Source organism: Microbacterium sp. A20 (assembly GCF_004794515.1).
Lineage (GTDB): Bacteria > Actinomycetota > Actinomycetes > Actinomycetales > Microbacteriaceae > Microbacterium.
Genome location: NZ_SSDF01000046.1, coordinates 1 through 19,852 on the forward strand (window position 1 = coordinate 1; position 19,852 = coordinate 19,852).

Consider the following 19,852-nt stretch of genomic DNA (forward strand, 5'->3'; position numbering starts at 1 on the left):
CGACCCTCATCGTGGTTCTCACAATGCCCCCTCAGTCTACGAATCGCTGACGCCCGGTGCTCACACCGGTCACGTTCGGTTCGAGAACGAATGACCCAGCATGGGCCGGGTAGCACGTACCGCCTTGTCTACGACGGGGACGAGTTGCGAGGCCTGGGCGTGTACGCCGCGGGCCTCGCAACTCGTGCGAACCATCGCTCTTTCGGGTCAGATGGGGCAGCTGGCGGGCGGTGCCAGCGTGTAACTGAGAGTGCCATCTTGGACGATGCCTGTGGCGTTCGAGCCTGCGGGCCCGATGAGCGTCCAGGTGGTGGGCGCCGTGTTGCCGGTGGTGTTGTTGCTTGCCCAGATCCGTCCTTGCGAGTCGATCACGTTCGTGCCGTGTCCACCGCCCGCTCCGAGAGAGTGAACGTCTACTACCGTCGCGGTGCCGAGCACGCTGACCGGGGGCGTGATGTCGATAAACCCGCCGAGAGAGCCCGCAGCAGCACGATATGCACGCCCGTCGCGGAGCACGTACTGGTACAAACCCAAGTTGTCGCCTTGACCATCAGGATTCGTGATCACAGTGGCGTCCTGGAGCGTGCCCGCAAGTACCCCGCCGAGGTTGGTGGCTTGCGCGGCGGGAAGCGTCGGCGCCCAGGCGTACATGTTTCCGTTTGCATCGATGAACTCTGCGTAGTGCGTGCCACCCTGCGCTGCGCTGTTCGTCGTATGGCTTTTGGCGAGAGAGACTGCCGGTTCCGTCCACGTCGCGTTCGCCGTGCGTTTCGGGGTCAGTGCGGTGGCACTGGCCGAGAACGAGTCGACCCCATAGAGTTTCCCGTCCCCACCGATCACAGCCAGGCGCCCGAATGCCTGTGTGATCGACCAGTCGACGACCGGTGTGGGTGCTCCTGTGATCTCTGTCCAGGTCGTGTAGGGGGCACCGTATTCGTTCGGGAGCCGCCACCACAGCCGTCCGTCGGCTGTTTCGCTGAGGAGGTATCCGTTCGAGGTACCGATGCGTACGGCGGGGCCGGCTGGAGGGTTGCCAATCGCGACGTTCGTATTCGTCGACGAGTTGAGAACATACAGCTGGCCGCCATCGAGGACGAAACTGATGATCCCGACCGCGCTGCCATCCGACGTGATGATCTTGTCTCTCACATCTCCACTGAGCTGCGGAACGGCGGTCCAGGGGTCTGTGCCATGCCCACTCGAAGGGTTCTCCCATTCTTTGTACACGGTGCCGTCGGCGAGAGTGACGAAGACGACGCCACTCGAGGTGCCGTACACGTTCACGATCTGCGCCCCCGCAGGCAAACCCGCTGTGGTGATCGCCGTAATACTGTTCGGTTGCGGGCCGCCCCAGAGCGTGGAACCCAGCGCCTGCGTCAGGGTGACAACGCTACTGACCGTCACTGCCCCCGAAACAGCCGCGATCGTCGCGCTCGTCGCAGAAATGGGAGCCTTGATGGCAGGGAGCGTAACGGCCCCACCTGCACCGGCCAGGAGCGTCAGTGGCGACGTCGACGCGCCAACGAAAGTGAACCCGGCCGGCAGCGTCACAGTGATCGGCGTGCCGGCTGGAACAGGAGTAGTGCCGTCCGTCGTGCCCGTCACCGTCACGCCTGTCAATGACGCACACCCGGCCATCGAAAACGCAGGAGAGTTGAAGAGCAACGTCGGAGTCGCAACGGACGCCGCGGCAAGCGGCGTCGCGACCGCAACCGCTATCACCGGAACCGACCACGCGGCTGCCGCGACAACATTTCGCCGGGAAACCCCCGGCCGGACACCCCCCGCCCCATCGGGCGTCGCGCCTGACTCAGTCACGGAACGATCTGATTTCATCATGATTTCCCCTCACGCCGCGCAACACCGCGCAGCCCATCTCCGGGCCCGCCATCGCACCCTCCGCAGCCCACACTAGGCCAAGGCTCAACGTCGCGAACTGCTCGTCGAGAGTCATCGTCCGACACCTTCTGCCTATGAAAGATCAATCGATCCTCTTAGGGGAGACGTCGTGGTTCGCGTTACATTACGCGACTTTCCGAAATAATTAAGCGGGCTCCGGCGCCTACGTATACGTACATCTCGGGCAGGTGAATCTCTGTGGGACGATGATCTCGGCGGCCGCGAGACGTGGGATTCTCGCCGTCACGCCGGGCGTGCATCTGCGCCCCGGGGCGCCTCCCCATCCCCTCCCCGGGGAGGCGCCCATCACCTGCTCTTGGGAAGCGTCGGCTCGTGTTTCCCCGAAACTTCCACGAATCGCGAAACACCACGGGGCAGCGCTGGTCTCCTATGCCCCCCCAGCGAAGGATCTGAAATAATGGATAACACGATCCCGGCGCCCGTGACGGCTGAGGTTCTCGCCGCCTCGGCCGCCGACAACATCGCGTTCCTGTGGGGCACCGTCGGAGTACTTGTGATCGCCGCGGCCGCGGTCTTCGCGATCGCGTTGCTGATGTCACCGGAGCAAAGCAAGAAGCGCACGTCCACCGCGGGCTTTCTCGCAGCACTTGCCGGAGCGCTGGTGTTCTCGCTGGGGTTGGGCTTGTGGTGGTGCTTCATCGTGTCTGCGCTCGTGCTGCCCTGCTTCCTGGCAGTACGGGCCCTCGTGCGGCGCACCTTCCCGGAGGTTGGCCGCGACGCCTGAGCGTCGCTATGCGGCCGGTCCTGTGCGGTCAGTGACGGATAGGTGGGGCCGGCGGAGGTGCCCTCGAGCATCCACAAAGAAGGATCGATTCTGCCTCTACGGTGGCATCGGTCCTTCGTGGGTGGAGTTGCAGACGCCGCTGGCCGACTACCTGCTGTCCCCACCGAGGCCCCCGCGCGGCGACGATGTGACTGCCTGCGTTCGCGGAGGCAGTCATTGGAGCTCCGGCGCATCGTGTTCAACACGGAACTCTCACCCCCGATCCCCAAGTGCGGCTCACCACCGGGGTAGCGGAACGTACCCTGCAACGCCTGTGCCCCGGGGCCGCCGCGAAGCGGGAAACGGCGTTCGACAGACCGGAGGGGCAAGCCTCCGCGGGGATGTTCCAACCCACCGCGCATCGTGGTCGACATAGCCAGATGAGAACGATGAAGACACGAACGTCACCGCCCGTGCACAGTCGGAAATGGTCAAGGATCTCTGCCCTTGGCTCATCGAGGACATCGCGTTTCTGACGGGCGCCGACGTACAGTGAGGAGAGAACGAAGAAGTTCGACGCGGGGCGACCGGGCTTGCTCGAGAGAAGTTAGGTTGATGGTGATGTCCCCGCGAAATTGCCGGGGAGGGCACTCGCATGTGGAGTCACGCATCGCAGATCACGCCTTTGGGCGACGATGAAGTCAAGCAAATAGAGCGCCAATGGGACCAGCAGCGCGCGCTGATCATCGCCGGTGATCGGGGTTCCGGGCGCAGCGCCCTCGTCGATGAACTTGTGAGTCTGCGCGCAGGTGACGTGGCGGTGCGGCGGGTCCACAGCTACCCCGACGAGCACACCCCGTATGCGACTCTTCTCGCGCTGCGGATCGTGGAGGAAGGGGAGACCGAGACCTCGCCGGAGACGATCGCGCGCAAGCTCGCTGCCCGGATGCCGGCGACCACACTCATCATCGAACATGCAGAGCATGTCGATTCCGCCACGCTGAGAGTTCTCACCGCGCTCGTGCGCGTCCGCCAGGACATCCGGCTGCTCGCCACCATCGACCGTTCATCCGCGGCGCTGCAGCTCTCCGAAGCAACCGTGCGCATCGCGCGAGTGGTCCTGCGGCCGTTTGATCGAAGCGCCCTCGCCGATGTCGTGGAACGTGCCTGCGGGGCGCGTCCGACTCCGCTCACCGCGTCAGCGCTGCTCGCATGGTCGGGGGGTTCCTATCGTTCGCTCATCTGGCTGCTCGAAGTAGCCGGTCTTCATCGTGGTGTGCATCGCGAGCACACTGCAGTGCGGGTCGACGTCCCTCCGATTCGCGACTTGCGGGTGATGCCAGACTGGTCGATCGATCCCGCCCTTCTCGGCGAGCGAGCGGCCCAGATGCTCGCTCTCGCAGGGGATCTCTCCCTCACACAGCTGAAGCGGCTCGGTGCATTGGAGCACTGCGCTGCGCTGGAGACCTCCGGCCTCATCGTCGCTAGCGACGATGGTACTCTCCGCCTGCGTTCTCCGGCGATCGGGTTGGAAGTCGCTTCACGGCTCGGGCTCGCCGCGAGACACACCCTTCTGACATCCATGCTCGATGTGCTCGACCCTGTCGAAGTGGAACCGCGTCAGGCTGCGCTCCTCGCCGATTGGTGCGGTACATCCGAGGTGAGCGTGCCCGTGACGCTTCGGGCGGCAGCTGCGCGCCGGTATGTCGACCTCGGCCGCCACGACGATGGCCTCGAGCTGCACATGCAGGGCTTCGACGAGGGTGACCCCGAACGCTCACGCGCACTCGCGGACATCGCCCTTGCCGCCGTGTCGACGGACTGCAGCGAAGTCGCCATCGAGGTCGCCCGGTCGATCTCTCTCGAGGATGCCGACGCCTCCGCCGCCGCATGGCTAGCAGTGACGCTCGGAATAGTTGCCGAGGGCCCAGACGGTCGCTGCGCCGATGCCGTTCGCGACTTCCTCGCCGAATCCGAGCCGTCGTCCTGTGCGGCTTTGGTCGTGGCCGCCTGGCGCCGGGTGCTAGACCCAGACCCGCAGCACCCCAAGCTGGACGGGGGTGCTTTGTCCGTTGCCACCGCGCATCGCCTTCGTATGGCAGAGGCGATACGCGCCTGGTGTGATGGGCGCCCGGTGGCCGCGCGCGCCATACTCGCCAGTTCCGCGGCGTCACCTGACTTCGCTGTAGACCGCGTCGTCGGCGTGTTCCTCGAGTTCACGACGCACATGCTCGCTCCCGATCTCGATCGTGCCTTGGACGCACTCGTCGAGTCTCGCGATCCGCGGAGCGCCGACGGCATGACAGCGATCCTTTCGGGCGCACTCTCCATCTACAACGGCGGGCTGGCCAGTGCGTGGCTCGACATTTCGCGCGTGCTGGGTGATGACGTCGACCGGGGCCGGCGGTTCTCGGCGCTCGCACACGGCATCGCCTCCATCGCAAGCTCCCAACTCGGAGCTGACGCTCGGGCCGGGGCAGAGTACGAGCGGATCCTTGACGGCGAGCACACATCGATCCTCGCGGGCGCGTCACAGCATGTCCGCGGGATCGCCGCGACCCAGTTGAACCCCTCTCGACACGAGGAGGGCGTCGATGCATACCGAGCTGCAGCGGAATCGGCGAAGCGCCTCCAATTCCCGCTACTGGGAGCCATGGCCACCTACCGGCTCGCCGACGAACTCGGCGAAGGACGACGGTCGGCGATGTTCCGTGCGCTGGCCGAGATGCAGACAACCTCCGAGCCACCGGACGGCCTCCCGGGTCTGATCGCCGACATGGCAGCGGCCATCGAGTCGCGGAACGTTCGCCGGATGATCACCGTCTTCCAGAACCTCCAGAGAGCGGGTCTGGTGCAGGACAGCAAAGTGCTGGCGCTGCGACTCATCCGCGACGCGGCCAAAGACATTCCGGAGACCACACGTCGCGCTGCAGCACGCCTGTCCAAGCTCGACTTCCGACGACGAGATGACCGCTCGGGCACCCTGACGACGCGGGAACGGGAGGTCGCTGCACTGGTGGCATCGGGCTTCACGGACCGTCAGATCGGTGAGCGGCTGAGCTGTTCCCCCCGGACCGCGAGCGTCCACGTCGCCCGCATCCTCAAGAAACTTGGGCTGCCGAATCGTCGAGCTCTCACCGTCGAGATCGCAGCTCGCCACGGCGCCGACGCATCCTGACCGAGACTCACGCCGCGACATAAGAAGGGCCTGCGGTGCGGGTCGCGAAAGCGACCACGTGGTCAATGTGGGGTGACCATGTACACCGCAGGCCGCCAGCAGCCACTGGGGAGGAGCTGCTGGTGTGAACCCATCCTCCCGCTGCGCTTGATGCCCCGACATACGTAGACGTACGTACATATGCACCTGGGGCTGCGTACTGCCGGAACCCGCTCCTCCCCCCGGAAGGAGAGCGATCTCGGCGTGTACGCATACGTACTGTTTCGGCCGCGACGAGGCCTGCGAGCATTGAGTCATCTCACCTGGGGGTGCGAGTGGCCTTCCGCTCGCACGAGAAGCGATGGGTCGCGAATCGTCAGATCCTTCCGGTGGAGATCTTCATCGGAGGAGACTGGGGATGACCCTCGACGAGCAGTACGACCAGCTCATCAGCCGTGGGCAGCAGGCGCTGAATCAGAGCCGCCCGCTGATACACGCCACACTTCGCGAGCGCGATGAACTGGCGGGGAGGAACCCTCCCGTGCCACGAAGCCGGCGACGAGATCGTCGCAGGCGCGAGGACAGGCGGGACGGGTGAGGACTTCATCGCAGTTAGCGAAGTTCGGCCAAGACTTCAACTACTTGCCCATCACCGTACGGTCTTCGTACGGTGAAAGAGCGAGGCATCCCCAGTGCCTCGAAGTTGCGGCCGTGATCCTAGGTGGTCGTAGCGGGTCGGGATCCCGACCAGCGTCCCCAGCAGGCGGATCCCGGCCACCAGATCATCCCGTCCACGCACTTCCAGCAGGTGCCCAATCGTGTTTCTGAGGCGAGCATTGTCACCGCTCGACCTCTGTAATAGCCTTGATAATTCGTGTGCAACACCCCAGGGGGGGGAATCCAATGACGGATGACAACGCGCGGGGCAGCGCCCGGCCAGAGAACGCAACACCGCGAGGCGTGTCCCGACGGACGGTGGTGACCGCAAGCGCCTGGTCCCTTCCGGTGATCGCGGCCGCAATCGCTACTCCGATGGCCGCCGCGTCGACGGGCACGCCGACGCTTCTTTTCAGCACGCCCACGCTGACAATGGCTGGCTGCAGTGCGCTCACCGGCGTCACGGTCACCGGCACCACGGACGGCACGACTCCTGTCGCTGCAGGCACACCGATCACGATCACGCTGCCAGCAGGATTCACGTTCACCGGCGGCGAGGCCTCACCCCTGGTACTGACCGCCGACGCGAACGGGCAGGTGACGTTGCCGTCGATCACCGCGCCGCTCAACGCCTCGGGCATGTCTCTTACGGCAACGAGCGGTGCCGTCAGCGCGGCTGCGCCGGTGACGGTGACGACTCCTATCGGCACCCGGCTCTACGTCGGCGCGATCAGTTTCAACCCCGACTTCATCGTCGTTCCCGAGACAAATCTGCCCACCGGATACGCGTTCCGAAGCGTTCACGCCACCGATGGGGCCGTGTTCGCGACGCTGGGTGACGGGAGCCTCTGGGTGGCCAGAGAGAACCCCACCACGGGTACCGTGCCTGGTCCGATGGCCTGGTACGACACGGGCCTCGATGCGGATGCCGGGTCGATGCTCGCAAGCTCCAGCCCGAACGTCTACGACAGCCTCGTGCAGGTCGGCGGTGCTCTCTACACGGTCACCGTCCCCGGAACCTGGTCGACCGCCCCGACCACCGCCGCACTGCCGAATCCGGCCAGTGGTGCGCCCGTGCAGCTGGCCTCGATCAACGGCGTCGGCACGTACTACGCCGAGACCGCCGATGGACGCGTGTGGTCCACTCCGCGCACCGGCGCCTCCCGCGGCACCTGGACCGAGATCACCGGATTCCAGGCGCCGTTGAAGGACTGGTTCGTCCTCCGTGGAAACAACTCGGAAACCGTGTGGGTGATCGACGCGAACGGTGGTTTGTTCTCCAGCGCTTCCGGCACAGGGATCCGCCCCACCGTCGTTGCGAATCGCCGCAACGCGGGTGCGACGTGGGTGGCGCCGCTGTCCCACTTCGCGAAAAACCACGCCGACTCCGCGAATGGCGGTACCGGCGGCGCCGCGTTCGTGGACGCCAACGGGAACCTGTTCAGCTCCAGTGGCTCGCAGAACGTCGACCGCAGCGGGGTGCTGGCCGGCCAGCTCGGCGATCTGCAGATCCTGCGCACCGACGATTCGCTCGGATCAACGACGAACACAATCCTCCACGTCGTCACCGGCGGACGCCTCTACGCCGCCGACCTGCAGAACAACTACCCGTTCGCCGACATCACGCCCCCGGCTTCTCAACTAGGGACCGCGACGATCGTGGATGCCCACTCGACCGGATCCGGCAACAGCGGCTTCAGCTTCGCCATCGATTCACAGTCCCGCGTCTGGGTGAGCAACCGCTACCTCAACGGAACGCCTGTTTGGACACTGGCCGGCGGTCAACCGGCGATGCCCAACGCAGGTGGGATCGTCCAGGACGGCAAGTTCACCTACGTGTTCGGCGAACCGAGCAGCTGCCCCGTGTAACGATGACATCGCGCCCGATGGCTGCGTCTTGCGCGACACCACCCGCATGGCAAACCAAGTTCACGCCGTCGACGGTCGGAGTGAGGATCCGAGTGAGAGGCGCGCAGAAGCGGAGTCCGTCACCCTCGATCTCTGAGCCTCTCGGTGCGGACGTCAAGGTTCAGCGATCGCCGCGAAGCCCGGTCAGTCCGCGTCGAGGTCCTCGCCGCGATATCGATCGATAAGCCCGAAGAGTTCCTCGATGGTCACTGCGGTGTAGTCAAGCTCGCCAGCATCGATCCGGTCAGCGCGCCTCCAAAACGCACCCGCGACGATGCCATTCGTCCCCGTCCTGATTCCAGCCGGACACAGGTACGTCCCACTGCGCCGTGCGGATCGCAGGGCTCTTCCCGCCTCCAAGTCGGTCATTTCCGCTGCTCACCACCCGGTGCTGAGCAGCGACTGCACAACGATCGCGAATCCGATCTGCAGACCCAGCAGCCATCGACGCGTCGAGGGTCCGAAGAGCGCGAGGCCGAGCGTCGCCCACGGCACGAAAGGCAACCAGATGCGTTCGACCTCTGCCCTACTCATATTCGACAGGTCGGCCGCGAGCACCATCAACCACCCGGCCGCCGCCAGCACGAGCAGCACGACGCGCGGATCGCACTTCGCTCCCCCGCGCTCATCCACCGCGACGTCCGGGGCGAACTCGCTCCCGCTCTCGCGAATGCTGCGCTTGCGTCCACCGAGCATCCCGACCGCGACGGCGCCGACGGCGGCGATCGAGGCACCGATGGCGGGGCCTGCGCTCACGCCGAACGCGGCGAGATTGCCCCACAGCCAATACGCCGGCGGTCGCCGCGATGCCACGCCGTCCCAGTAGCGCTGCTGCAGCACGGGGAATGCCTCCCACCAGACGAACCCGTTGATCGCGAACAGTCCGACGACCCCCAGAGCCGCAGTAGCAGCGATCGGCAACGGAACCCACGACCTTCCCGCCCACAGGACCGCGACGGCCAGGATCCCCAGCAACGGCAAGCCGTACGACAACATCACGCAGTATCCGAGCAGCACGCCCGCAGTGATCGACCACACCACCCGTCGCGCGCCGGTCGTCGCCGTGGCCAGGGCGAGTGCGCAGATCCCCCACGCCGCGCCCGCCATGAACAGGCCGTCGCCCGACACCGCGATCCAGATCGCCGCGGGGGTGAACACCAGGAAGAGCACCGCCCTTCGCGCGTACTCCTCCGCCCCCAGCGCCCGCAGCGCGATCATGACCGCCATCACGGTGGTAGCACCCAGCACCAGCACGACGAACCCCGCGGCGAGCCCACTGCCGAGCCCGAGCCGAACCAGTGCGACGAAGAACAGCAGCGCTCCCGGCGGGTGACCGGCGATGTGCACCGGCCAGTTGTCCTCGTGCGCGTAGGGGATGCGTTCGACGTACTCGCGCAGAGTGGCACCGACATCGTCGATCTCCCGCGCGGTGCCCAGATACTCGTACCGGTGGTCGAGGATCGTGCCGATCCCGTCGAGGCCGTCGACCGTGGCGAGTGCGAACAGCCACAACGCTGACGCGCCGAAGGCGATCAGCAGAAGGTGCCCCCAGCGTGCCGACGATGCGATGCGGGGACCCCAGACGATCGCTGCGATGCCGAGCAGGACTGCGAGTGGCGTGCCGGGTCCGAGCCGCGGCATCCATTCCGCGTGCAGCGGCGGGAACGAGTTCACCCGGACGTTCCAGCCCGTCAGAGCGGGGACGGCGATGGCGGCGGCGATCAGGAGAAGCGCCCCCACGACGCCCCAGACCGCCAGCCGCGAACCGGCGCGGGATCTCACCTCGCTGACCCCGCGGCCCTGTCGCGCAGCGGTTCGTGCGCGAACTCCCGCACGCCCTCCTCGAACCCGACCCGAGGATTCCATCCCAGCTCCGCCCTGATGCGGTCCGCGGATGCGGTGATATGCCGTACGTCGCCCATCCGGAACTCGCCCGTGCGTGGTGGCCGCTCGCTGCCGAACGCGGCGGCCAGCCCATCGGCGAACTCGCCGATGGTGTGCGGCACGCCGGTGGCGACGTTGAACGCCCTCGCCGTCTCCGTCTCGGCCGTCTCGGTCCATTCGAGTGCGGCGATGTTGGCGCCGGCGACATCGCGGACGTGGATGAAGTCCCGTCGCTGCTCCCCGTCTTCGAAGACCCGTGGCGTCTCGCCGCGTTCCAGCGCCGAGCGGAACAGCGATGCCACACCCGCATAGGGCGTACCCTGCGGCATCGCCGGCCCGTAGACGTTGTGGTACCGGAGAAGGGCGGCCCTTCCACCGCTCTGCGCCCAGGAGCGGGCGAGCAGCTCTTGCTCGAGCTTGGTCGCCGCATAGACATTGCGCGGATCGCACGGCTGGTTCTCGGAGATCGACAGCGGTCGCAGCGGTGCGCCGGTCCGTGCCGACAGCGGGTCGAAGTGTCCGGCCTTCAGGTCGGCCCTCGTGCGCGGCGGCGGCTGCACGACGCGGTCGTCGTCGAGATACAGCCCTTCTCCGTAGACGACCATCGACGAGGCGAGCACGAGCCTGTCCACGCCGGCCTCCGTCATCGCGGCGAGCAGCGTCGCCGTGCCGAGCGAGTTCGACGAGACGTAGTCGGGAGCGTCACGGATGCCGAGGCCCAGACCGACCTTGGCCGCCTGGTGGCACACCGCGTCGACGTCGATCAGTGCCCGGGCGAGAGCATCTTCGTCACGCACGTCCGCGCGCACGAACTCGACCTCACCGTGCGGAGGGCGCTGTACCGCCGCGTGCACATCGGGTCGCAGCGAGTCGAGGACCCGCACCCGCCATCCGGCGTTCAACGCTGCGTCGACGACCGCGGAGCCGATGAAGCCCGCCCCACCGGTGATGAGGAGCCGCCCCGTCATACCCGCTCCCCCTGCTCGTGCTCCCCGCGACGGAGGAGCGCGTCGACGACGTCGGGTGAGAGTCGGGGAACGACCGCGCGTCCGGTCGGGATCGCGTCGATGATCGCCGCGACCGCCGCGCTGAGGCGAGGCTGCGCTGCCGCCATCACGGCGAAGACCCGTTCCGCGGTCGCCGAGGTGTCGGCATCCGCCCCTCCCCGCTCGGTGTCGGTGTCCGTCACGATCGCGAGGTTCACGTGGGCGAGGCCCACTTCCGCGGCGAGAGCGGCTTCCGGCAGCTGCGTCATGTTGACCAGCCGCGCTCCCATCGCACGGTGCCAGTCGGCTTCCGCAGCGGTCGAGAAGCGAGGCCCCTGGATCACGACGCTCGTGCCGCTCGCATGCACCCGCTCCCCCATCGCCTGCAGCGCCGTGAACGCGATCCGGCGCAGGTCGGCGTCGTACGGCTCGGCGAACGGCAGATGCTGCACCCCCGACACCCCTCCGACGCCGTCGAAGTACGTGTCGGCTCTGCCGTTCGTGCGATCGATCAGCTGATCGGTGAGCACGAAGTCACCCGGACGAAGCGAGGCATCCAGACCCCCGACGGCGTTCGTCGACAGCAGCACCCGCGCTCCCCTGCGCCGCAACCCCCACAGCAGCGGCCGAGGATCGACCAGATGCGGCGGCACGCGGTGCCCGACACCATGGCGCGGCGCGAATCCCACCCGGCGCCCGTTCAACAGCCCGGTCACGATCTCCGGAACCGTGCCCCACGGTGATCCGCTCGGCGCGATCACGACCCGGTCGGCGAGATCGAGCTTCTCGAAACCCGATCCCCCGATCACCGCGAACTCGATCTCGACGTCGCTGGCGTTCTGCTGTGCATCACTCATCACCCCAGAGTGCGCGAGCGGCGGCCGTCCGGTGTCCCGATTTTCTTACATCGCGATGACATCTGACCCGTCATCACTCTGTAAGGGGATCGGCGACTCCGCGCCGCGTCTGCTTCGCATACTGGGGCCATGGGCACTCCCCGCACGAGAGACTCCGTCACCGAGCGCCTCTCGAACGCGCTCCAAGAGAAGTCCGAACGGGCGCGCGCCGCTCTCGGGTCCCCGTTGCGCACCACCAGGACGACGGTCGTCGTCGGCCGTCTGCTCGGGGCAGCGTTCCTCATCTGCTTCCTCACCGGGATCTACAGCAATCTGCTGCAGCGTCCGCTGCCATGGCTGTCCCTGCCGCCGGAGCCCGCCCACCTCTACGCGTGGACGCAGGGAACGCACGTGGTCGTCGGTGCGATGCTCATCCCCCTGCTGTTGGCCAAGCTCTGGGTCGTGTTCCCCCAGCTCTTCACGTGGCCTCCGGTTCGGAGCCTCCCGCACCTTCTGGAACGTGGGAGCCTGGCGATCCTCGTCGCCACCGCCCTGATGGAGCCGATCACCGGAGTGCTCAACGCCCTGAAGTGGTACCCGTGGGACTTCTCGTTCCGCCGCACGCACTTCGCTCTCGCGTGGGTGCTCATCGGCGCGATGATCGTGCACATCGCCGTGCACCTGCCGGCGATCATCAGCGCCTGGCGCCGCGTACCGACGGCGACCGCCGTCTCCCGGCGCCGGTTCCTCGGAGTCGTCGGAGGCGCCTCCGCGCTGACAGGTGCTGCCGCGCTCGCACACGCGGTCACCCCGATCGGCCCGTTCAGCCTGAAGGCACCCCGGGCCCGCGTGTATGCCGCACAAGGGGTCACGGTCAATCGCTCCGCCCGACAGGCTGAGGTGACCGAGCTCGCGAGCGACCCCGGATGGATGCTGCGACTCGGAGCCGGCGACGGTGCGCTCGCCCTGAAGCGTACTGACCTCGAGGCCCTGCCGCAGCGGAGCGAGGTGCTGCCCATCGCCTGTGTCGAGGGATGGACGATCGATGCGACCTGGACCGGCGTACGGCTCCGCGATCTGCTCGACCTCGTCGGCATGCCCGAGGATGCGACGATCCGCCTGCGCAGCATGCAGCGCCGCGGCGCGTTCAGGGAGACGACCATGCCGGCCGCGTACGCACGCGATCCGCGCACTCTGATCGCCCTGCGCCTGAACGGGGAGCCGCTGGACCTCGATCACGGGTATCCCGCACGGGTCATCGCTCCTGGACGACCAGGGGTGCTCCAGACGAAGTGGCTCGAGTCCATCGAGGTGGCCTGATGCGATACATCCGCTCTGTACTGCTCATCGCCGGAGGGCTCGTGCTCGTCTGGGGAGGATGGCTCCTTCTCTCGGCGCAGTCCGTCGACCAGCTGTTCAGCGTCGCGGTCTGGCTCGTCGCCGTGGTCGTGGTGCACGACGGGCTGCTGGCCGCGATCAGCGCCGCGCACCATCGGCTCGCCGGGCGGCGCTCAGACGTGGCGGCGGAGCCGGACGAACGCGCGCCCTGACACGGTCCAGCTCTCGACGAGGTCGAGTGCGGAGCCGCGCAGCCGACGCCGCAGCGCCGCGGCCCCGATGTCGTACCAGGGGAAGGCGGAGCTTGATCGTCCGTCGTCGTCGACCACGGTGGCCTCGAACCCGCGGTCGGCTTCCGGGTCGGGATCGACCTCGACGAGGATGCTGCCGAAAGGGGTGATGATTTCGGCGCAGCGTTCGAGCAGCGCTGCCGGTGACCCGCCGATGCCGATGTTGCCGTCGAGGAGGAGCAGCGTCTCCCACGCACCCTCCTGAGGAAGAGCATCGAAGACCGACAGCTGCAGTGCCGGCAGTCCTCGTTCCCGCGCGTGCTCGACGGCGGTCCGCGAGACGTCGACGCCGAGACTGAGCTGCCCGGAGCGGATCGCCGCATGCAGGATCCGCCCCGGTCCGCAGCCCACGTCGAGCACCGGGCCCCTGATCTTCGAGACCACCGAGTCGTCGGCGGCATCGGCAGCGGCGAGGAACCGGCCGATCTCGACGCGTCGCTCGCCCCCCGCTGCCACCTCGACCAACCGCAGCACACCTCCTCCGTTGCGTAGAGCGACATCGTACGGAGCGTCTCCGCCCGCGCCGAAGTGCGCCGTCGCCGGGGCACTCATGACGTACCGGCTTCGAGGTCGACTCCCAGGTGGGGCAAAAGGCGGGCGAGGCGTCCCCCCACCGGCAGCACCGACGACACCTCGCGCAGTGAGGCGAGGTCGTCGATGTCCGTCAGGGGCGGTGCGGCGGCGATTCTGAGCCTGGCGTCGATAAGGCGCTCGCGCTGGAGTAGCCCCGTGTCCGGCGCCGACATCGGCACCCCGCGCACGAGATCGCCACGCGCGCGGCCTCCGAGTCGCTCCCGCGGCAGGTCTTCGAGGCCGAGTAGCCAGAAGCCGCCGTCATCGGCCGGACCGAACCAGGCGTCGACATCGTCCGGCCAGTCGTCGGCGAAGGCGCGCAGGAGTACCGGATCCACCTGGGGCGTGTCCATGCCGATCAGCAGGACACGTCCGCCGCACGAATCCAGTGCAGCGGCGATCCGTTCGTCCAGTCCTCCCGCGACCTGCGGTATCGAGTCGAAGCCTGCGGGGAGCGCGATCTCGCCTTGCGCGCAGACGACCGCGGGCAGTCCGGTCGCCCCGACGGCGGCGAGAGTATCGGCGAGGCTCGCCGCCGCGATCCTCGCCGCGTCCGCCAGCGTGAACGGCGGATGCAATCGCGTCTTGACCCGGCCGGGCACACACTCCTTGGCCATCACGATGATCGTCGTCGTCTTCGTGTTCGTCGTGTTGTTCATGCGAACCTCCGGAGGGCGCTGCGCATGTCGACGACGGCGGTGACGGTGCCCCGGACGGTACCGGTGACCTTCGATCGTCCGAGTCGCGGACGGTAGTCCACGTCAACCTCATCGATGCGCAGGCCCTCCTTCCACGCCCGGAGCAGCAGTTCGAGGGGGTAGCCGCTGCGGCGGTCCTCCAGACCGAGGGCGAGAAGCTGCTCGCGTCGCCCGGCGCGGAACGGCCCGAGGTCCTGCAGGGTGAGCCCGGTGCGCCGGCGCACCATCCCGAGCAGTGCCGCGTTCGCGAAGCGGGCGTGTACGGGCCACGACGCCGAACTCGTGACCCTGCGCCGACCGAAGACGAGGTCACTCTCCCCGCGGTGGACAGGCTCCGCTACCCGATCGAGCTGACCGAGATCGAAGGAGCCGTCGGCGTCGCAGAACGCGACGACCGGTGCGGTGGCGGTGCAGAGCCCCGCATGCACCGCGGCACCGTAGCCGCGCTGATGCGCCTCGACGACCAGGGCACCGGCGGCGCGGGCGACCTCCGCTGAACCGTCCGTCGACCCGTTGTCCACCACGATCGCCCTGGCTCCTTGCGGGAGCGCGGCGAGGACGCCGGGCAGTGCCGCCGCCTCGTCGAGGCACGGCAGGACGACGTCGGTGCGGATTCTCATACCCCGACGCTAGGGATCGCGGTCTTCTCCGACCCCGCCAACTCCTTACGAACCGAGGAAGGATGCCGGAGACGGCCGGATTCCTCGCGAGGAAGCAGACCCGCGAACCTACGATGGGAGCATGGTCCTGCCGCTGTCCGACTCCCCCGAGCTCGCGGATCGTCGCGTCCTCGTGATCGAAGACGACGCGACCGTCTCCGAGATCGTGCGCACCTACCTGCAGGCCGCCTCCTATATCGTCGACGTCGCCACCGACAGCTTCGCCGGACTCGCCGCCGTCGCCACCGGCTCCCCTGATCTCGTCGTGCTCGACCGGATGCTGCCGGGCATCGACGGTTCCGAGGTGTGTCGCCGTATCCGTGCCGACTCCTCCGTGCCGATCATCATGCTCACCGCGCTCGGCTCCGAGGACGACCGCATCGACGGTCTGGAGGCAGGTGCCGACGACTATGTCGTCAAGCCCTTCTCCCCCAAGGAACTGGTGCTACGGGTCAACTCGGTGCTGCGACGGAGCCTGCCGGAGTTCGCGCGCGAGGCGCCGTTCCAGCTCGGGCCGTTCCATCTCGATCCCTCGGCCCGCATTGCGACGAAGCACGGCGCTCCGCTCGAGCTCTCGGTGCGCGAGTTCGATCTCTTCGCGTTCCTCCTCAAGCACCCGCGGCAGACGTTCGACCGCCCGACATTGCTGCGAAACGTGTGGGGCTGGGAGATCGGCGACCTGTCGACGGTGACCGTGACCACCCGCCGCCTCCGCGAGAAGATCGAGGAGGATCCAGGCAACCCGACCGTGGTGGTCACCGTGTGGGGTGTCGGCTACCGCCTCGAGCTGGGGCCCTTCTGATGCCTGTCGCCGACGTCGCAGCGATCGCCGGCATCGCGTTGATCAGCGCACTGCTGGTCGGCGTGCTCGGCGTGATCGCACTATGGCTGCTTCGTCGACGCTCACTCATGCTGCAGTTGTGCGTCGTCATCCTGGCCGTGGTGCTCGCGTTCGCGACGGGCGTGCTCGCCGTCGCCGACGCCATGTACATCTCGCCCCACGACCTCCTTGTGGTTGTCGTGGTGACCGCGATCTCGGCTGTCGTCGCGCTGGCGGTGGCCGTCGTGCTCGCCATGCAGCTGCTGCGCGGAGTGCGCTCACTCCAGAAGCTGACGCACTCGGTGGGCGACGGCGAGCGCCTCGACGCCACGGGCTCGCTCGCCGTGAACGCGGACTTCGCCCGGGTGGCCGCGGAGCTCGTCACCACGAGCGAGCGACTCGCGGCCGCCAGGGACGAGGTGCAGCTCCTCGATCGGTCGCGGCGTGAACTGATCGCATGGATCTCGCATGACCTGCGCAGCCCGCTCGCCGGGCTGCGGGCGATGACGGAGGCGCTCGACGACGGAATGGCCGACGATCCTGCACGATTCCACCGCCAGATGCGCCGCCAGGTCGACCACATGACTGATCTGGTCGACAGCCTCTTCCAACTTTCCAAGATCACGTCGGGGACCCTCGTGCTCCACCCGGAGCCGATGTCGCTCCACGATTTGGTCAGCGATGCCGTCGCCGAACTGGCCCCGGTCGCTCAGGCGCGCAGCATCTCCGTGATCGAGCGCACGAGCCCGGAACACACGATCGTCGGCGACGCCAGAGAGCTCGCTCGCGTGATGATGAATCTCCTCACGAACGCGATCGAGCACACCCCGACCGGGGGGACGATCCGCATCAGCACCGCCCGCGAGAACGAGGTGATGCTGCTGTCGGTGGAAGACTCCGGCATCGGCATCGCGCACACCGACCTCGACCGCGTGTTCGAACCCGGCTGGCGTGGCACCGATGCCAGGACTCCCGGTGCCGGCATCCACGGCGCGAGCGGTGCAGGACTCGGTCTCGCGATCGCCCGCGGCATCGTGGAGGCGCACGACGGCGTGATCAGCGCCCACCAGACGGACATCGGCTCACGCTTCGATATCCGCCTGCCCGCCGTGCTCACGGCGAGCGCGCTTGGAGGAACTCAGCGCTTCCGACCCTCGAGCGGCTCTCAACAACCATCCGAATGACCCGCTGCTCCCGGTCGGTCAACACCCAAGCCTCGGCGTCTCGTTGGGATCACACTTCATCCTTCAAACGCTCCATTGCGCAACCCTTGCCCTCGTCGGGTCAGGACGGTCAAGCGGATCCGCGTGGAACTGCGGAAGACGAGCAGGCGGATTCGCGTAGATGACTGGCAAGCGCGCAGTGATCTGATGGACTTCGACGACATGCCTACCGCTCTCACGCTCGGCTCAGGAGCTAGAGGTATCCGTGCGAACCGGGATTCACTTAATGCATCACCTTTTTCCCGGCGGACAACCAGGCAGTCGGGCGACGTGATGCCTACGCTCAGTGTGTTCCGCCCCTGAAAGAGGAGACACTCATGTCCGATCACGCCCAGTCTCGCGATTCCGTTCCGGCGCCCACACCCACCGCATCGAGCGGTGTGAAGATCGTAGGGGTTCTCGGCATCGTGGGAGGCATCGCCTTGATCGCCGTCGGCATCGTCGTGTGGGTTATGGTTTCCACGCAACTGCGGGCCGAGAACATCACGATCCCGGATGACGCTATCGCGTTCCAGGGCCAGACCGTCGCGGGACCGCTGACGGCATTCGTCCAGGCGGACATCATCCAGCACCACGCGCTTGAGGCGTCCGCCGGGAGTACGTATTCGGAGCTGGCGGTGGATGACCCAATCCGCGCGACCGTGATGAACGCGTCATTCCTGCGGGCATCGCTTTTCACTTCCGTCGTCTCCTTCGGAGTCGCCGCATTCGCCATGGGAGTCGGGATCCTGTCGATTCTGTTCGGTTGGGCGCTTCGTGCGCTTGCCGTGCGACGGTCGGCGGCAGCAACCGACTGACATCGCCCCGCACTCGCCGTGATGGATCCTGACTCTCAAGGGTTGCTGGTGTCATCACGGATGCAGGTTGAGGTACGCGGGCAATGGAACATGCCGACAGCTGCGCCCGTCCGCATCTAGCAACCGACCCATCAGCTTCACCGTGCGAAGCACGAGAACGCGGTCATGGATGGTTGCTACGGGCTCGTGTTCCTCGATCGCCGCTTCGATTGCGTCGACGTCCTCGAGATCTCGCATCCAGGTGACCGCGGCCAAGTCGAATGGGCCGATCGTGTGCATGACGGCGCGACACTCCGGCATCGCCGCCAGCGTCTGGACGTCACGGTCGCGATGCGCAGCCGATGAAGATACGAGGAACCACGCGCAGAACGGCCAGCCGGACAGTGGGCGTGCGATCTCGGTGCGGAAGTGGATCTCGCCCGAACTCACGAGCTGCGCGAGTGGGTTGTGCGCCGTGCGCACACCGATATCGAGTTGGGTCGCGACGTCACGAGCGGTTGCTCGTCCGTCGTTTGCCAAGACAGCTGCAATCGCCTCGGCTAGATCGCGCTGCGGCAGCCGTGGACGGACGCGCGCTCCAGGCTTCCTTCTACGATCGTGCTGACCGCTGGCGGCGCCGGCGAACCCCGCCAGCGGCTCGCGTCGCGATACGTCCAACTTGCCGGGTAGGAGCGGACGCCGACAATACGAGATCCTCGCCGTGGTCGCCTACACCCTCTTCGGCGTCGGGCTGGCCTTCTACGCGACGCCGTCGACGGACGCGGCACTCTCGAACCTTCCGGAAAGCCAGTCGGGATCCGGCGCCGGCATCTACAAGATGGCTTCATCGCTAGGTGCCGCTATTGGCGCCGCCATCTCGCTGACGATCTTCACTTCCATCACCGATGCGGGCGGAGTCGAATGGTTGCGCGACCTGGTTCCCTTCCAAGGCGAGCAGACCAACATCGCAGTGCGGGAGGCCGCCATGGTCGCATGCGGTGTCAACTTGATCTTCCTCGTCGTCGCGATAGTGTCGATCGTCGCGACGGTACCCAAGGGCCGCAAGTACAACGATGAGGACGACTTCTCAGAGATGAGCTCAAAAGCTAAGAAGAGCTGACCCAACGAGAGCACAGGTCGAGGGCGAGAGACATGCGAGTGTCCTCGCCTTCGACCTGCGTGTACATTTGACGAGATTGGCAGGCGTTGAAGCATCGCGCACCAAGCCGCGTGGCGACGTCGTCGCTCACGGACGCGTCAGAACGGTGGCTTTCGTGAGCCAGATGCTGCGCCGGCAATGACGAAGCGCGAACAGGGTGCCTGCGCTATCTGCGCGATGCCTTCACGAGAGGGCCGATCACGACGACGCCTGTTGCGGACGCGGTGGCCCCAGTGGTGATGGTGACCCCGCCCGGTTCCCAGGG

Annotated in this window: 19 protein-coding genes; 9 read left to right on the forward strand and 10 right to left on the reverse strand. The window is 67.0% G+C overall.

Going from position 1 to position 19,852, the window contains the following annotated elements:
* Positions 1-207: 207 nt before the first annotated feature.
* On the reverse strand, positions 208-1,605 hold the full coding sequence (locus tag DW298_RS03235; RefSeq protein WP_168443189.1) for a hypothetical protein: 1,398 nt from the start codon (positions 1,603-1,605) through the stop codon (positions 208-210).
* Positions 1,606-1,810: 205 nt separating this feature from the next.
* The gene (locus DW298_RS19200; RefSeq protein WP_168443190.1) at positions 1,811-1,954 is read right to left on the reverse strand and encodes a hypothetical protein; all 144 of its coding nucleotides are present in this window, start codon (positions 1,952-1,954) and stop codon (positions 1,811-1,813) included.
* A 363-nt stretch (positions 1,955-2,317) separates the two neighbouring features.
* Between DW298_RS19200 and DW298_RS03240 the strand changes: the two genes are divergently transcribed.
* From DW298_RS03240 to DW298_RS03250, 3 genes are all read left to right on the forward strand, one after another.
* Complete coding sequence (locus DW298_RS03240) at positions 2,318-2,644, forward strand: hypothetical protein (RefSeq protein WP_136041053.1); 327 nt, start codon at positions 2,318-2,320, stop codon at positions 2,642-2,644.
* 634 nt (positions 2,645-3,278) lie between these two features.
* Positions 3,279-5,801, forward strand: coding sequence for a helix-turn-helix transcriptional regulator (locus DW298_RS19575; protein WP_136041054.1), 2,523 nt, complete (start codon positions 3,279-3,281; stop codon positions 5,799-5,801).
* 1,068 nt (positions 5,802-6,869) lie between these two features.
* On the forward strand, positions 6,870-8,306 hold the full coding sequence (locus tag DW298_RS03250; protein WP_136041055.1) for a hypothetical protein: 1,437 nt from the start codon (positions 6,870-6,872) through the stop codon (positions 8,304-8,306).
* A gap of 183 nt (positions 8,307-8,489) precedes the next feature.
* Here the strand turns inward: DW298_RS03250 and DW298_RS03255 are convergent, their stop codons facing one another.
* Genes DW298_RS03255 through DW298_RS03270 form a run of 4 tightly spaced genes read right to left on the reverse strand, consistent with a single transcriptional unit; the run spans position 8,490 to position 12,072 of the window.
* Positions 8,490-8,714 (reverse strand): hypothetical protein, encoded by a 225-nt coding sequence (locus DW298_RS03255; RefSeq protein WP_136041056.1) that lies wholly within the window; start codon positions 8,712-8,714, stop codon positions 8,490-8,492.
* Positions 8,715-8,723: 9 nt separating this feature from the next.
* Positions 8,724-10,127, reverse strand: coding sequence for a hypothetical protein (locus DW298_RS03260; protein ID WP_136041057.1), 1,404 nt, complete (start codon positions 10,125-10,127; stop codon positions 8,724-8,726).
* Positions 10,124-11,197 carry an NAD-dependent epimerase/dehydratase family protein gene (locus tag DW298_RS03265; protein ID WP_136041058.1) on the reverse strand — a complete coding sequence of 358 codons (1,074 nt, stop codon included), beginning with the start codon at positions 11,195-11,197 and terminating at the stop codon, positions 10,124-10,126. Before DW298_RS03265 ends, DW298_RS03260 begins: the two co-directional genes overlap by 4 nt.
* Positions 11,194-12,072 (reverse strand): MTAP family purine nucleoside phosphorylase, encoded by an 879-nt coding sequence (locus DW298_RS03270; RefSeq protein WP_136041059.1) that lies wholly within the window; start codon positions 12,070-12,072, stop codon positions 11,194-11,196. Before DW298_RS03270 ends, DW298_RS03265 begins: the two co-directional genes overlap by 4 nt.
* 129 nt (positions 12,073-12,201) lie before the next feature.
* Here DW298_RS03270 and DW298_RS03275 point away from each other — a divergent pair, with 129 nt between their 5' ends.
* Positions 12,202-13,371 carry a molybdopterin-dependent oxidoreductase gene (locus DW298_RS03275; RefSeq protein ID WP_136041060.1) on the forward strand — a complete coding sequence of 390 codons (1,170 nt, stop codon included), beginning with the start codon at positions 12,202-12,204 and terminating at the stop codon, positions 13,369-13,371.
* Entirely contained in the window at positions 13,371-13,601 is a 231-nt protein-coding gene (locus DW298_RS03280; protein WP_136041061.1) for a hypothetical protein, read from the forward strand. The genes DW298_RS03275 and DW298_RS03280 overlap by 1 nt, the downstream gene beginning before the upstream one ends.
* Here the strand turns inward: DW298_RS03280 and DW298_RS03285 are convergent.
* Genes DW298_RS03285 through DW298_RS03295 form a run of 3 tightly spaced genes read right to left on the reverse strand, consistent with a single transcriptional unit; the run spans position 13,563 to position 15,570 of the window.
* Positions 13,563-14,231 carry a class I SAM-dependent methyltransferase gene (locus DW298_RS03285; protein WP_136041062.1) on the reverse strand — a complete coding sequence of 223 codons (669 nt, stop codon included), beginning with the start codon at positions 14,229-14,231 and terminating at the stop codon, positions 13,563-13,565. The genes DW298_RS03280 and DW298_RS03285 overlap by 39 nt on opposite strands.
* Positions 14,228-14,911, reverse strand: a complete 684-nt coding sequence (locus tag DW298_RS03290) for a DUF2064 domain-containing protein (protein ID WP_136041063.1) — start codon at positions 14,909-14,911, stop codon at positions 14,228-14,230. Before DW298_RS03290 ends, DW298_RS03285 begins: the two co-directional genes overlap by 4 nt.
* Positions 14,908-15,570, reverse strand: coding sequence for a glycosyltransferase family 2 protein (locus DW298_RS03295; protein ID WP_136041064.1), 663 nt, complete (start codon positions 15,568-15,570; stop codon positions 14,908-14,910). Before DW298_RS03295 ends, DW298_RS03290 begins: the two co-directional genes overlap by 4 nt.
* Positions 15,571-15,691: 121 nt before the next feature.
* Here DW298_RS03295 and DW298_RS03300 point away from each other — a divergent pair, with 121 nt between their 5' ends.
* The 3 genes from DW298_RS03300 (at position 15,692) to DW298_RS03310 (ending at position 18,449) form a co-directional block, all read left to right on the forward strand.
* Positions 15,692-16,411 carry a response regulator transcription factor gene (locus DW298_RS03300; RefSeq protein ID WP_136041065.1) on the forward strand — a complete coding sequence of 240 codons (720 nt, stop codon included), beginning with the start codon at positions 15,692-15,694 and terminating at the stop codon, positions 16,409-16,411.
* Positions 16,411-17,613, forward strand: a complete 1,203-nt coding sequence (locus tag DW298_RS03305; RefSeq protein ID WP_240745003.1) for a HAMP domain-containing sensor histidine kinase — start codon at positions 16,411-16,413, stop codon at positions 17,611-17,613. Before DW298_RS03300 ends, DW298_RS03305 begins: the two co-directional genes overlap by 1 nt.
* Positions 17,614-18,074: 461 nt before the next feature.
* Complete coding sequence (locus tag DW298_RS03310) at positions 18,075-18,449, forward strand: aromatic ring-opening dioxygenase LigA (RefSeq protein WP_240745004.1); 375 nt, start codon at positions 18,075-18,077, stop codon at positions 18,447-18,449.
* A gap of 54 nt (positions 18,450-18,503) precedes the next feature.
* On the opposite strand, the gene DW298_RS03315 is transcribed toward DW298_RS03310, so the two are convergent.
* Positions 18,504-18,968, reverse strand: a complete 465-nt coding sequence (locus tag DW298_RS03315) for a hypothetical protein (RefSeq protein WP_136041067.1) — start codon at positions 18,966-18,968, stop codon at positions 18,504-18,506.
* 181 nt (positions 18,969-19,149) lie between these two features.
* Here DW298_RS03315 and DW298_RS03320 point away from each other — a divergent pair, with 181 nt between their 5' ends.
* On the forward strand, positions 19,150-19,548 hold the full coding sequence (locus DW298_RS03320) for an MFS transporter (protein ID WP_136041068.1): 399 nt from the start codon (positions 19,150-19,152) through the stop codon (positions 19,546-19,548).
* Positions 19,549-19,852 lie beyond the last annotated feature (304 nt).

Bases quoted from the DNA above. Each gene is read 5' to 3' on its own strand.
- DW298_RS03250 (WP_136041055.1), top strand. From the start codon at position 6,870: ATGGCTGGCTGCAGTGCGCTCACCGGCGTCACGGTCACCGGCACCACG.
- DW298_RS03285 (WP_136041062.1), bottom strand. From the start codon at position 14,231: ATGAGTGCCCCGGCGACGGCGCACTTCGGCGCGGGCGGAGACGCTCCG.
- DW298_RS03270 (WP_136041059.1), bottom strand. From the start codon at position 12,072: ATGAGTGATGCACAGCAGAACGCCAGCGACGTCGAGATCGAGTTCGCG.
- DW298_RS03290 (WP_136041063.1), bottom strand. From the start codon at position 14,911: ATGAACAACACGACGAACACGAAGACGACGACGATCATCGTGATGGCC.
- DW298_RS03240 (WP_136041053.1), top strand. From the start codon at position 2,318: ATGGATAACACGATCCCGGCGCCCGTGACGGCTGAGGTTCTCGCCGCC.
- DW298_RS19575 (WP_136041054.1), top strand. From the start codon at position 3,279: ATGTGGAGTCACGCATCGCAGATCACGCCTTTGGGCGACGATGAAGTC.
- DW298_RS03255 (WP_136041056.1), bottom strand. From the start codon at position 8,714: ATGACCGACTTGGAGGCGGGAAGAGCCCTGCGATCCGCACGGCGCAGT.
- DW298_RS03275 (WP_136041060.1), top strand. From the start codon at position 12,202: ATGGGCACTCCCCGCACGAGAGACTCCGTCACCGAGCGCCTCTCGAAC.
- DW298_RS03265 (WP_136041058.1), bottom strand. From the start codon at position 11,197: ATGACGGGGCGGCTCCTCATCACCGGTGGGGCGGGCTTCATCGGCTCC.
- DW298_RS19200 (WP_168443190.1), bottom strand. From the start codon at position 1,954: ATGACTCTCGACGAGCAGTTCGCGACGTTGAGCCTTGGCCTAGTGTGG.
- DW298_RS03300 (WP_136041065.1), top strand. From the start codon at position 15,692: ATGGTCCTGCCGCTGTCCGACTCCCCCGAGCTCGCGGATCGTCGCGTC.
- DW298_RS03305 (WP_240745003.1), top strand. From the start codon at position 16,411: ATGCCTGTCGCCGACGTCGCAGCGATCGCCGGCATCGCGTTGATCAGC.
- DW298_RS03280 (WP_136041061.1), top strand. From the start codon at position 13,371: ATGCGATACATCCGCTCTGTACTGCTCATCGCCGGAGGGCTCGTGCTC.
- DW298_RS03295 (WP_136041064.1), bottom strand. From the start codon at position 15,570: ATGAGAATCCGCACCGACGTCGTCCTGCCGTGCCTCGACGAGGCGGCG.